9 protein-coding genes and 1 pseudogene are annotated in these 12,553 nt (G+C 61.7%); 4 read left to right on the forward strand and 6 right to left on the reverse strand.

Going from position 1 to position 12,553, the window contains the following annotated elements; all coding sequences use genetic code 11:
- Positions 1-69: 69 nt before the first annotated feature.
- The 5 genes and pseudogenes from C5F70_RS00470 to C5F70_RS31390 form a co-directional block, all read right to left on the reverse strand.
- Entirely contained in the window at positions 70-1,170 is a 1,101-nt protein-coding gene (locus tag C5F70_RS00470; protein WP_104902562.1) for a lysylphosphatidylglycerol synthase transmembrane domain-containing protein, read from the reverse strand.
- Entirely contained in the window at positions 1,167-1,910 is a 744-nt protein-coding gene (locus C5F70_RS00475) for a DUF2334 domain-containing protein (RefSeq protein ID WP_104902563.1), read from the reverse strand. Before C5F70_RS00475 ends, C5F70_RS00470 begins: the two co-directional genes overlap by 4 nt.
- On the reverse strand, positions 1,903-3,024 hold the full coding sequence (locus C5F70_RS00480) for a glycosyltransferase family 1 protein (protein WP_017847105.1): 1,122 nt from the start codon (positions 3,022-3,024) through the stop codon (positions 1,903-1,905). Before C5F70_RS00480 ends, C5F70_RS00475 begins: the two co-directional genes overlap by 8 nt.
- Before the next feature lie 143 nt (positions 3,025-3,167).
- Entirely contained in the window at positions 3,168-3,932 is a 765-nt protein-coding gene (locus C5F70_RS31385) for a methyl-accepting chemotaxis protein (RefSeq protein ID WP_370737559.1), read from the reverse strand.
- A gap of 141 nt (positions 3,933-4,073) precedes the next feature.
- Positions 4,074-5,057, reverse strand: a pseudogene (locus C5F70_RS31390) (cache and HAMP domain-containing protein); the annotation flags it as partial.
- Positions 5,058-5,262: 205 nt separating this feature from the next.
- Here C5F70_RS31390 and C5F70_RS00490 point away from each other — a divergent pair.
- A complete protein-coding gene (locus C5F70_RS00490; protein ID WP_017847107.1) occupies positions 5,263-6,747 on the forward strand; it encodes a helicase HerA-like domain-containing protein in 1,485 nt (494 codons plus the stop codon).
- 4 nt (positions 6,748-6,751) lie between these two features.
- Here the strand turns inward: C5F70_RS00490 and C5F70_RS00495 are convergent, their stop codons facing one another.
- Entirely contained in the window at positions 6,752-7,207 is a 456-nt protein-coding gene (locus tag C5F70_RS00495; protein WP_017847108.1) for a DUF721 domain-containing protein, read from the reverse strand.
- 294 nt (positions 7,208-7,501) lie between these two features.
- Between C5F70_RS00495 and secA the strand changes: the two genes are divergently transcribed.
- From secA to C5F70_RS00510, 3 genes are all read left to right on the forward strand, one after another.
- Positions 7,502-10,237 (forward strand): preprotein translocase subunit SecA, encoded by a 2,736-nt coding sequence (gene secA / locus C5F70_RS00500; RefSeq protein ID WP_017847109.1) that lies wholly within the window; start codon positions 7,502-7,504, stop codon positions 10,235-10,237.
- Positions 10,238-10,361: 124 nt separating this feature from the next.
- Positions 10,362-11,579: a bifunctional glutamate N-acetyltransferase/amino-acid acetyltransferase ArgJ gene (gene argJ, locus C5F70_RS00505; RefSeq protein WP_026140046.1), complete on the forward strand. Its 1,218-nt coding sequence runs from the start codon at positions 10,362-10,364 to the stop codon at positions 11,577-11,579.
- Positions 11,580-11,598: 19 nt separating this feature from the next.
- Positions 11,599-12,543 carry a Nudix family hydrolase gene (locus C5F70_RS00510; protein ID WP_026140047.1) on the forward strand — a complete coding sequence of 315 codons (945 nt, stop codon included), beginning with the start codon at positions 11,599-11,601 and terminating at the stop codon, positions 12,541-12,543.
- The last annotated feature ends 10 nt before the right edge of the window (positions 12,544-12,553 follow it).

The raw sequence follows: 12,553 nt of genomic DNA on the forward strand, positions 1-12,553 counted from the left end.
TTCATTGATCTGCCCAGCAGGACAAGCCCATGACCGATCCACTCGATAAAGCTACGTCCAGGGCGCCCGCTACGTTGGGCGAGGGGTGTCTGAGTCGCTATGACCCGGATGAGCTGGAGGCCGAGGATGGTACTGACTTTCCTGGGGCAGCCCAATTGTGGGACGAGTTGCAGAAACGGCCGGCGTCCCCTGAAACAGACGCTTGAGCAGCGGCCTGCCGAGCATCAGCAGAAACACCGGCCCACCGGCCAGCAGATAGAAATAGTAGGTCACCGCCCGCCAGATCAGAATCGCCGCCGCTGCGCTGGATTTGCCCAGCCAGGGCGCCAGCAAGGCCGCTGACGTCAACTCCGCCGCACCGGCCCCGCCGGGCATAAGGCTGAACTGGCCCGCCGTCAGCGACAGCATCTGGATCAGGAAACTCCAGGCCCACTGCACATCGCCTCCCAACCCTTGTACCGCAAGGTAAAGCACGCTGTAGCGCAGTATCCAATGCAGGCTGGTCAAGGCAAACACGGCGGACAGGGTGCGCCACGGCAATTTCAGCGTTTGGGTAAATGCCGCCAGGAAGCGCAACACTTTGCGCGCCCAGCGCCGGCGAGTCGCGGTGCTTACCTTGCATCGCTGGAGCAAGGTGCCGCTCAGGCGTATCAGGCGGCGATGAAAGCGCACCAGCAGCACAGCGCTTAACACTGCGCCCACCATCGATGCCGCACTGAGCCCCAACAGCCACTCCAGGCGTGGGCTGAGGCTGTGGAACACTGCGTACAACGCGATCCCCAGCAGTGCGCAGAAAAAAAACAGCAAGTCGCTCAACTGATCCATGGCGAACACCGCGCTGCCGTGGGCCGGACGTATGCCGTTGCGCGCCAGCAGGACCATCAGTGTCAGTGGCCCGCCGCTACCTCCGGGCGTGGCGCACATGGCGAATTCGGTCGATATCACCACGCCCAGGCTGTTGAGTCGCCCCAGTTGGCCGCGTTGCTCGCCCAGTAATAAGCGGATACGCACGCTGTTGATCAGCCAGCACAGGATAATCATGCCGAACATCAGCGACAGTTGGGGCAGCGGGAATTGCTTCAGGCGCGTAACGGTTTCGCCACCTCCCAGCCACACGGGGATCGCCAGCGCCAGCAGCAGGCCCAGCAGCAGCCAGATCACCCGGCTCATGGCTGGGTGGCCAGCCAAGCGGCCTTGGTCAGTGGTGTGCGTCCGGCGTTGAGCAGGCGTTGTAGGGTTTCAAGCCAGTAGCGGCGGGAAAATTCGTGGCGCATGTCCACCGGGTGCAGTCCCAGGCGAATCACCGGGGCCGCCTGCCAGCGCTGTTCCCGTCGGTCGCTGAGACACTTGGACAGACCTCGGCGCCAGGCACTGCGCGCACTCCACACCAGCCCCGGGGCGTTGACCGGCGTGAAGTCGGGTAGCCGGTACAGATGTTGCGGGTCGCTGGTGTAGGTCAGCGGCAATTGGCGCAGTGCCTGGCGGGTGCCGCGGCTCATCAGCCAGGCGGGAGCGACAAAGCCTTGCAGCGGCCAGTCGTAGCGACGGAATACCTCGATGCCATCGCTGATACGCTGCAGCGCCTGATCCTGGCGCAGTTGGTAGAACTCACCCTCATGGGTATACAGGCGCCGCATGAACCAGGCTTTAGGGGTGCGCGGAGCCGGTTGGTCGTCGCAATGGTAGTAGCCGTGCAAGGTCAGCTCATCGCCCTTGGCCACGCGGCTGTCCAGCAGGCGGCGAAAGTCGTCATGGGCGGTCAGGGCTTCATGATGATGAAACTCCGGCACCACCAGCCAGGTGATGGGCACGCCGCCCAACGCGTCGACGGCTGCGACGAATGGGCGGTAGTCGGCCCAGGTCTGCGGCGCTACATCGTGCAGCACCAGCAGCACCGAGCGCTCATCCATGGGCAAGCATCGGCTTGTGGCTGCCCAGCACCGCATAATAGTGCGTCAACAGGCTGTCGACGACCGTCTCCCAGGCGTAATGCTGTTCGACATGACGCCGAGCCTGCGCGCCCAGGCGACGGCTGTCGGCACCGAACAGCTCGCGCACCGCATCGGCCATGGCTCGTGGATTATTGGGCGTACACAGCAGGCCGCAGCGCTCGTCAATGATCTCGGTAAATGCGCCGGCCGCCACGGCGACCACCGGTATGCCGCAGGCCATGGCCTCCAGTATTACCAGGCCGAAGGTTTCCTGATCGCCGCCATGCAGCAGCGCGTCGGCGCTGGCCATCAGCCGGGCGACATGCTGGGCGGGGCGGAACCCATCGATCACGGTGACGTTGTCCGGCACGCTGGCCGGCATGCCGGAGCCCACCAGCAGCAAGTGGTAGTTGTCCCCCAGGCGTTTCATGCAGTTGAGCAGCAGCGGCAGGTTTTTTTCCTTGGAACCGCGCCCGGCGAAGATCAGCAGCCGGGTATCCGCGCCGATCCCCAGTTCGGCGCGCAAGCCCGGGTCGCGGACGTCCGGGCAGAACGTTTGCAGGTCGACCCCCAGCGGCTGCACGAAGACATTATTCACCCCAAGCCCGATGAGCTTGTCAGCCATCACTTGGCTGGGCGCCAGTACCCGGTCGAAATTCCCATAGAGTTTGCTGACGTAGGCTTCAGCGTTCGGGGTAAACCACGACCCCATGCGGTTACTCACCAGCAGCGGCAGATCCGAGTGATAAAAACCAATGACGGGCACATCCAGTTGGCGTCGTGCATCCAGCGCCGCCCAGGCGGTCAGGTACGGGTCGCCGACTTCGATCAGATCGGGCTGTAAATCGTGCAGGACATTTCGCCAAGGCGCGAGCCGAAGGGGGAAGCGGTAGCCCTTGCCGAAGGGGAGGGCGGGGGCCGGCACCTTGAATATCCCATCCCGTTCGCTCAAGTGTGCGCCGGGGACCAACAGGCTGTGGCGAATGCCGGGTTTGAGCGTCAGACGCCGGTGCTTGGCGTCGAGATAAGTGCGTACGCCACCGCTGGCGGGGGCGTAGAACATGGTGATGTCCGCGATATGCACGATGAACATTCCTCCGATCCGTAGCTCTCCTTACGTGGACCTGAGGTAATGATAGATGTTCGATCGGAATTGGGGGCGCGCGCGCTCAAGTTGATAAAGGTCAATGTGGGCGCAAGGCGGACCTGTGCTCCCACAAGGTTCTGTGGTGTCAGTCAGATACGGAAACTGCCCACCAGATGCTTCAGCCGTGCCGCCTGCTGTTCCAGGTCGGCGCAGGCGCGCAGGGTCGATTGCAGGTTTTCCACGCCTTCTTGATTGAGCGTGTTGATTTCGGTGATGTCCATGTTGATCGACTCGACCACCGAGGTCTGCTCCTCGGTGGCGGTGGCGACCGACTGGTTCATCCCATCGATCTCGCCGATGCGCTGGGTCACGCTGTTCAAGCGTTCGCCGGCCAGGTTGGCGATTTCCACGCTGTCGAGGCTGTGGCGCTGGCTTTCGCTCATGGTACTGACCGAATCCCGGGCGCCGACTTGCAGCTCCTCGATCATCGTTTGCACCTGTTGTGCCGATTCCTGGGTGCGGTGCGCCAGGTTACGCACTTCGTCGGCCACCACCGCAAACCCACGTCCGGCTTCCCCGGCGCGCGCCGCCTCGATGGCGGCGTTGAGCGCCAGCAGGTTGGTTTGCTGAGAGATGCTGGTGATCACTTCGAGGATTTGCCCGATATTCACCGTTTTGCTGTTAAGTGCTTCGATGTTGCTGCTGGAAGCGCTGATCATCGCGGACAACTGGGTCATTGCCTTGATATTGCGTTCAACCACCTGCTGACCGTCTTCGGCCAAGTGCCGCGCATCGCTGGCCTGGTTCGAGGCTTGTGCGGCGTTACGCGCGATTTCCTGGGCGGCGGCCCCCAATTGGTTGATGGCCGCGGCGACGCTGTTGGTGCGGTTGGCCTGCTCGTCGGAGTTGATCATCGACGAGTTGGACGCGCTGACCACCCGCAGGGCGACTTCATTGACCTGCCCGGTGGCCGAGGACACTTCGCGGATCGACGTATGAATCCGCTCCACGAAGCGGTTGAACGCATTACCCAGGATGCCGAATTCGTCGTGATTCTGGATGCTCAGGCGACGGGTCAGGTCGCCCTCGCCATCGGCGATGTCCTGCATGGCGCGAGTCATCACGTGCAGCGGTTGCATCAGCACTCGGATCAGCATGCCGAGCAAGGCGATGATGATTACCACGGCAATGATCGTGGCGATGATCGCCGAGGTGCGGAATTCGCTGAGCATGGCGAAGGAGGTGGCTTTATCCACGGAAATACCGAGGTACCAGTTCACCGACGGCAGGCCCTTGATCGGTGTAAAGGTCACGATGTTGTCCTTGCCGTTGGCCTCGACTTCACTGAAGTCGCCGCTGATCTTCGGCGTGTGTTTCGGGTAGACGTCGGCCAGGGTTTTCATCACCAGGTTTTTGTCCGGGTGTACCAGCACCTTGCCGTCGGCGCTGACCAGGAACGCATAGCCCATGCCGCCGAAGTTCAGCGCGCCGATGTTGTCCACCAGGGTTTGCAGGCTCAGGTCGCCGCCGACCACGCCGATGCTCTGGCTGCCCTGGGCGCTGGGGGTCGCGATGGAAATGATCAATTGCCCCGTCGCGGCATCGATATAGGGTTCGGTCAGGGTCGAACCATTGCTGCTCTGGGCGCCTTTGTACCAAGGACGAACGCGTGGGTCGAAACCGTCCGGCATCTTGGTGTCGGGGCGGATAGTGAACGCGCCCTGGCTGTCGCCCACGTAGGTTGCCATGAACGAGGAGGTCAGGGCTTTCTGTTCCAGCAGGCTGGCGACCACCTTGGGGTCGGGATTGATCGCAATATTTTGTGCCGCGTTTTCCACCAGGACAATGCGCCCGGTGAGCCAGGTTTGAATGTTGCTGGCAGTGACATCACCCATTTCATGCAGGTAATTGTTGAGATCTTCGCGAATTGCGTTGCGTTGCAGGTAGTCGTTATAAAGCGTAAACAGCGCGAAGGCGGCGATGACGATAAGGGAGGCAGCAAGCAGGATTTTGTGGCTGAAACGCAGGTTTTTATTCATGGCCTGAAGGGTCCGCTAAGGTCTTAATATCCAAAATGCGTCCTTATAGGATGCGCAGAATGGTAGCGTCAAAAAAGGTGTGATATTTCTGGCGATAGCCCTGTGAGGTCCCTGTAGGAGCTGTCTGATCTGTTTTTAGACTTTGTGGGTCTTACATTGATGTGTATCGACCTTGCGGCACGAAAGATTAACCATAGGTGACGAAATGCCTGACTCCACGCAACTCCTTATCGGCGCCGGCCTTGATGGCCAGCCCATCGCCCAGGCCATGCGCCTGGCCAATCGTCACGGGTTGGTTGCCGGTGCCACGGGCACTGGCAAGACCGTCACCCTGCAACGCCTGGCAGAAGCGTTCAGCGATGCGGGCGTGGCGGTATTCGCCGCGGATATCAAGGGCGACCTTTGTGGTCTCGGCGCTGCGGCCAACCCCCAGGGCAAGGTGGCCGAGCGCATCGCCGGCATGCCTTTCCTGAATTACACGGCCAAGGCGTATCCGGTCACGCTGTGGGATATTCACGGTCAGTCCGGTCATCCATTGCGTACCACCATCAGTGAAATGGGGCCGTTGCTGCTCGGCAGCCTGCTGGAGCTCACCGACAGCCAGCAGTCAGCGTTGTATGCCGCCTTCAAGGTGGCGGACCGCGAAGGCCTGTTACTGCTGGATTTGAAGGACCTCAAGGCGCTGCTCAATCACTTGCGCTACCACCCGGAACTGCTGGGTGAAGATGCGGCGCTGATGACCACCGGCTCCAGCCAGGCGCTGTTGCGGCGCCTGGCGGTGTTGGAGCAGCAGGGCGCGGAAGCGTTGTTCGGCGAGCCGGCGCTGCAGCTCGAGGATATTTTGCACCCCGCCAGCGATGGTCGCGGGCGTATCCACCTGCTCGACGCCAGCCGCCTGGTTCACGAAGCCCCCAAGGTGTACGCAACCTTCCTTTTATGGCTGCTGGCTGAACTGTTCGAGCAGTTGCCCGAACGCGGCGATGCCGATAAACCGCTGCTGGCGCTGTTTTTCGACGAAGCGCACTTATTGTTTGCCGATACGCCCAAGGCCTTGCAGGACCGCCTCGAACAGGTGGTGCGGTTGATTCGCTCGAAAGGCGTGGGTGTGTATTTCGTCACGCAATCGCCCGGGGACTTGCCTGACAGCGTGTTGGCGCAACTTGGCTTGCGTATCCAGCATGGCCTGCGCGCATTCACCACCAAAGAGCAGAAATCACTGCGCGCGGTGGCGGACGGTTTTCGGCCCAATCCGACATTTGATGCGTTGTCGGTCCTGACAGAGCTGGGCACTGGTGAAGCACTGGTGGGCACTTTGCAGGAAAAGGGCACGCCGGAAGTCGTCCAGCGCGTGTTGGTCGCGCCACCGCAATCGCGGATCGGCCCGCTCAGCGACGCCGAACGCGCCGCCCTGATTGCCAGTTCGCCGTTGCAGGGCCGCTATGACAAGCCGATTGACCGCGAATCGGCCTATGAAGTGCTGATGGCGCGCAAGGCGTTGGGCCCGGCCGAAGCCGAAGAAGCCAAGCCGGTGAGCGAAGAACCGAGCTTTACCGACAGAGCCGGGGCATTCCTCGGGACTGCGGCTGGCAAGGCGCTCAAGTCAGCCATGCAACAGGCCGCCAATCAGGTGGGGCGCCAATTGGTGCGGGGCTTGCTGGGGTCGTTGCTGGGCGGCAGCAAGCGTAGATAGCCGATCAGGCTTTGGGCTTGGCGTGCGCGGCGAGGCGTTCCAGCGCCGCGCGTAAACCCGGATCGCTGATGCCGTCGGCCGTTGCCTGAATGGTTTCGGCCGCATTCGCCGATAAATCCATGGTGTGCCCCGCCGCGCCTTGCGGAACGGTCGGCGGTTGCACCTTGAATTGGATACGCGTCAGGCTGGCAAATTCGTCAAACGCCATCAATTGTCGCTGCAAGCGTTTTTGCTGATAGCGCAAGCGTGTCGCCCAATGGCCGTCTGTGACAATAAGCAGCAGGTTGCCCTCGCGCCACGAGGCGACATGGCAATGTTCCCGCGCTGCCGGTTGCAATTGGCTTTCAACCAGGCGTTGCAGGTGGCCCAGGCGTTGCGCATGGCTGAAGATGGCTTTCAACGGCTTGGCTTCGCGAAGCAACACGCTGGGCGCGCGGGCTGTAAGAGGGCGAAACGCCATGATCAGACACCTTAAGTAACAGAGCCGCCATCTTAGCAGAAAGCGCCTGTGGACCCCCAGGCAATGCATTGGCGGGGCTTTATCTGCGAAATCAATGCACTCCATGGGTTGAAGTTCCGGTAAAAGCCCTTATTTTAAATGGGCCCTCTCACGGGCTCATGCCTGCATTGGGGAACAACGCCACTTTCCTCACCCACGATTCCGGGTAGAATGCGCGTTCGCATGCGCCCGTGAGGGCCGCTCGGGCCACTCACGGTGCGCCCTCCATCCCTATGTGTGGAAGAACCTGCCGATATGTTTGCGCCTTTGTTAAAGAAACTTTTTGGAAGCAAGAATGAGCGCGAAGTCAAACGCATGCTCAAGACGGTGCAGCTGGTCAATGCCTTCGAAGAGCAGATGGTTGCCCTTTCGGACGAGCAATTGCGCGCCAAGACCGAAGAGTTCAAGGCCCGCATAGCCAAAGGTGAAACCCTCGACAAGTTGCTTCCCGAAGCCTTCGCGGTCGCCCGTGAAGCCGGTAAGCGTGTCATGGGCATGCGCCACTTCGACGTCCAGCTGATCGGCGGCATGACCTTGCATGAAGGCATGATTGCCGAAATGCGTACCGGTGAAGGCAAGACCCTGGTGGCGACCCTGGGTGTTTACCTCAACGCGCTGTCCGGCAAGGGCGTGCACGTTGTGACGGTGAACGACTACCTGGCCCGCCGTGACGCCAACTGGATGCGCCCGCTGTATGAATTCCTCGGCCTGACCGTCGGCGTCGTGACGCCGTTCCAGCCGCCGGAAGAGAAGCGTGCGGCCTACGCTGCCGACATCACCTACGGCACCAACAACGAATTCGGTTTCGACTACCTGCGCGACAACATGGCGTTCAGCATGGAAGAAAAATTCCAGCGCGAACTCAACTTTGCCGTGATCGACGAAGTCGACTCCATCCTCATCGACGAAGCCCGTACCCCGCTGATCATCTCCGGCCAGGCCGAAGACAGCTCGCGCCTGTACACCGAGATCAACAAGTTGATCCCGCGCCTGGAGCAGCACATCGAGGAAGTGGAAGGCGTGGTGACCAAAGAAGGTCACTTCACCATCGACGAGAAGACCCGTCAGGTCGAACTCAACGAAGCCGGTCACCAGTTCGTCGAAGACATGCTGACCCAGATCGGCCTGCTGGCCGAGGGCGAAAGCCTGTACTCGGCCCACAACCTGGGCCTGCTGACCCATGTGTATGCCGGCCTGCGCGCGCACAAGCTGTTCCATCGCAACGTCGAATACATCGTCCAGGACGGCCAGGTCGTTCTGGTTGACGAACACACCGGGCGTACCATGCCGGGTCGTCGTCTGTCCGAGGGCCTGCACCAGGCCATCGAAGCCAAGGAAGTGCTCAACATCCAGGCCGAAAGCCAGACGTTGGCTTCCACCACCTTCCAGAACTACTTCCGTCTGTACAACAAACTGTCCGGCATGACCGGTACGGCCGACACCGAAGCGTTCGAATTCCACCAGATCTACGGTCTGTCGGTTGTGGTCATCCCGCCGAACAAGCCGCTGGCGCGTAAAGACTTCAACGACCTGGTGTTCCTGACCGCCGAAGAGAAATACGCGGCGATCATCAACGACATCAAGGACGGCATGGCCCAGGGGCGTCCGATCCTGGTGGGTACCGCGACGATCGAAACGTCTGAGCACGTGTCCAACCTGCTCAACAAGGAAGGCATCGAGCACAAGGTCCTCAACGCCAAGTTCCACGAAAAAGAAGCCGAGATCATCGCCCAGGCCGGTCGCCCCGGCGCGCTGACCATCGCTACCAACATGGCCGGTCGTGGTACCGACATCCTGTTGGGCGGCAACTGGGAAGTGGAAGTGGCTTCCCTGGACAACCCGACTCCCGAGCAGATCGCCCAGATCAAAGCCGACTGGCAGAAACGCCACCAGGCGGTGCTGGAGTCCGGCGGCCTGCAGGTGATCGCGTCCGAGCGTCACGAATCGCGCCGTATCGACAACCAGTTGCGTGGGCGTGCCGGTCGTCAGGGTGACGCCGGTTCCAGCCGTTTCTACTTGTCCCTGGAAGACAGCCTGATGCGTATCTTCGCCTCGGATCGGGTGAAGAACTTCATGAAAGCCCTGGGCATGCAGTCCGGTGAAGCGATCGAGCACCGCATGGTGACCAACGCCATCGAGAAGGCCCAGCGCAAGGTCGAAGGCCGCAACTTCGACATTCGTAAGCAACTGCTCGAGTTCGATGACGTCAACAACGAACAGCGTAAAGTGATCTATCACATGCGTAACACGTTGCTGGCCGCCGACAACATTGGCGAGACCATCGCCGATTTCCGTCAGGACGTGCTCAACGCCACCGTCAGCGCGCATATTCCGCCACAGTCCCTGCCAGAGCAGTGGGATGTTGCCGGCCTGGAAGCCGCGTTGAAGAGCGACTTCGGTGTCGACTTGCCGGTTCAGCAGTGGCTGGACGAAGACGATCACCTGTACGAAGAAACCCTGCGCGAGAAGCTGATGACCGAGCTGTTGGCCGCGTACAACGAGAAAGAAGAGCAGGCGAGTGCCGAAGCGCTGCGCACCTTCGAGAAACAAATCGTACTGCGCGTGCTGGACGACCTGTGGAAAGACCACCTGTCGACCATGGATCACCTGCGTCACGGTATCCACTTGCGTGGCTACGCCCAGAAGAACCCGAAGCAGGAGTACAAGCGCGAGTCGTTCACGCTGTTCTCCGAACTGCTGGATTCGATCAAGCGCGATTCGATTCGCGTGCTGTCCCACGTTCAGGTGCGTCGCGAAGACCCGGTCGAGGAAGAAGCGCGCCTGCGTGAGGAAGCCGAGGCACTGGCGGCGCGCATGCAGTTCCAGCATGAGGAAGCGCCAGGTCTTGAGGCGCCTGAGGTCTTGGGCGAAGAGGTCGATGTGGCCCTGGCTCAAACTCCGGTGCGCAACGAGCAGAAGCTGGGCCGTAACGAGCTGTGCTGGTGCGGTTCGGGCAAGAAGTTCAAACACTGCCACGGCGAAATCAACTAAGATTTTCGCCTGACGCTGCAACACCCCGCGCCGCGACCGGCATCAGCCGTCGCGGCGTTTTGCCATTAATTCCCACCGTCGAACGCGACGGCACAGACATCATCTATTTTTAAGGAGCGCATTCATGGCTGTTGGTCTTGGTCCTTTGCCCACATTGCACCCGGTTGCCGGTTTTGAACTCGGTATCGCTTCGGCCGGCATCAAACGCCCGGGGCGCAAGGATGTCGTGGTGATGCGCTGTGCTGAAGGCTCGACCGTCGCCGGTGTGTTCACCCTCAACGCCTTCTGCGCCGCGCCGGTGATCCTGGCCAAGCAGCGCGTGGCCGGTCCGATTCGTTACCTGCTGACCAACACCGGCAATGCCAACGCCGGCACCGGCGAGCCTGGCCTGGTCGCCGCCGCGCGGACCTGCGCCAAACTGGCACAACTGGCCGGCGTCGACGCCAGCCAGGTGCTGCCGTACTCCACCGGTGTGATCGGTGAGCCGCTGCCGGTGGAAAAAATCGAAGGCGCCCTGCAAGCCGCGCTGGATGACCTGTCTGTGGATAACTGGGCGGCCGCCGCCACCGGCATCATGACCACCGACACCTTGCCCAAGGGCGCGAGCCGTCAGTTTGTACATGACGGCGTGACCATCACCGTCACCGGCATCAGCAAGGGCGCGGGCATGATCCGCCCGAACATGGCCACCATGCTTGGCTACATCGCCACCGACGCCAAAGTCTCCCGCGACGTGCTGCAGCGCTTGATGCTGGACGGCGCCAACAAGTCGTTCAACCGCATCACCATCGACGGCGACACCTCCACCAACGATTGCTGCATGCTGATCGCCACCGGCCAGGCCAACCTGCCCGAAATCACCTCCACCAGCGGCCCGCTGTTCGCCGCGTTGAAGCAAGCGGTGTTCGAAGTGTGCATGGATGTGGCCCAGGCCATCGTGCGTGACGGCGAGGGCGCCACCAAGTTCGTCACGGTTGAAGTCAACGGCGGCGGCAACCACCAGGAATGCCTGGATGTCGGTTACACCGTGGCGCACTCGCCGCTGATCAAGACCGCGTTGTTCGCCTCCGACCCGAACTGGGGCCGTATCCTCGCCGCCGTCGGCCGTGCCGGCGTGCCGGACCTAGACGTGAGCAAGATCGACGTGTTCCTCGGTGACGTGTGCATCGCCAGCCGTGGCGCCCGCGCCGAGAGCTACACCGAAGCCCAGGGTTCGGCGGTGATGCAGCAGGAAGAAATCACCATCCGCATCGAGCTGGGTCGCGGCGAGTGCAGCGAAACCATCTGGACCACGGACCTGTCCCACGAGTACGTGAAGATCAACGCGGAATACCGTACCTGAAGCCCGGAGGATAAACGCGGTGAAACGAGTGCATGTAGCAGCAGCGGTGATCCGCGGCGTCGACGGCAGAATCCTGCTGGCGCGCCGCGCCGATACCCAACATCAGGGCGGCCTCTGGGAGTTTCCCGGCGGCAAGGTGGAGACCGACGAGTCGGTCGCCACGGCGCTGTCCCGCGAGTTGCAGGAAGAGCTGGGCATCCAGGTCACCACGGCGCGACCGTTGATCAAGGTGCAGCATGATTACCCGGATAAGCAGGTGTTGCTGGATGTCTGGGAAGTCTCGGCCTTTACCGGCGAGCCACACGGCGCCGAAGGTCAACCCCTGGAATGGGTCGCGGCGCGTGACCTGCTCAACTATGAGTTCCCGGCGGCCAATGCGCCGATCGTTGCCGCCGCACGGTTGCCCGGCGACTACCTGATCACACCGGGCGAGCTGGAAACCGCGCCGCTGTTGCGCGGTATCCAGAAAGCCATCGCGGGCGGCATCAAGCTGGTGCAACTGCGCGCCCCTAACGGTTACGACCCCAAGTACCGTGACCTGGCGGTAGACGCCGTGGGCCTGTGTGCCGGCAAGGCGCAACTGATGCTCAAGGGCCCGTTCGAATGGCTGGGGGATTTTCCCGCAGCCGGTTGGCACATGACCTCGGCACAACTGCGCAAATACGCAAGCAAGGGCCGACCGCTGCCGAAGGATCGCTGGTTGGCGGCGTCTTGCCATAACGCCGAGGAACTGGCGCTGGCGGAATTGATGGACGTGGATTTTGTCACGCTGTCGCCGGTGCAGCCGACCCAGACCCATCCCGATGCCCAACCGTTGGGTTGGGAACAGGCGGCAGAGCTGATCCGCGGGTTCAGCAAGCCGGTGTATCTGTTGGGTGGCGTTGGGCCTGCTGAGCGCGAGCAGGCATGGGATGCCGGCGCCCAAGGTGTGGCAGGGATTCGGGCGTTCTGGCCGCAAGATTGATCTAGCGTTT

The organism is Pseudomonas sp. LH1G9 (assembly GCF_002949975.1).
Classification (GTDB): Bacteria; Pseudomonadota; Gammaproteobacteria; order Pseudomonadales; family Pseudomonadaceae; genus Aquipseudomonas; species Aquipseudomonas veronii.

Coding starts and splice junctions, on each gene's coding strand:
- C5F70_RS00470 (WP_104902562.1), bottom strand. CDS start 1,170: ATGAGCCGGGTGATCTGGCTGCTGCTGGGCCTGCTGCTGGCGCTGGCG.
- C5F70_RS00475 (WP_104902563.1), bottom strand. CDS start 1,910: ATGGATGAGCGCTCGGTGCTGCTGGTGCTGCACGATGTAGCGCCGCAG.
- C5F70_RS00480 (WP_017847105.1), bottom strand. CDS start 3,024: ATGTTCATCGTGCATATCGCGGACATCACCATGTTCTACGCCCCCGCC.
- C5F70_RS31385 (WP_370737559.1), bottom strand. CDS start 3,932: ATGATCAACTCCGACGAGCAGGCCAACCGCACCAACAGCGTCGCCGCG.
- C5F70_RS00490 (WP_017847107.1), top strand. CDS start 5,263: ATGCCTGACTCCACGCAACTCCTTATCGGCGCCGGCCTTGATGGCCAG.
- C5F70_RS00495 (WP_017847108.1), bottom strand. CDS start 7,207: ATGGCGTTTCGCCCTCTTACAGCCCGCGCGCCCAGCGTGTTGCTTCGC.
- secA (WP_017847109.1), top strand. CDS start 7,502: ATGTTTGCGCCTTTGTTAAAGAAACTTTTTGGAAGCAAGAATGAGCGC.
- argJ (WP_026140046.1), top strand. CDS start 10,362: ATGGCTGTTGGTCTTGGTCCTTTGCCCACATTGCACCCGGTTGCCGGT.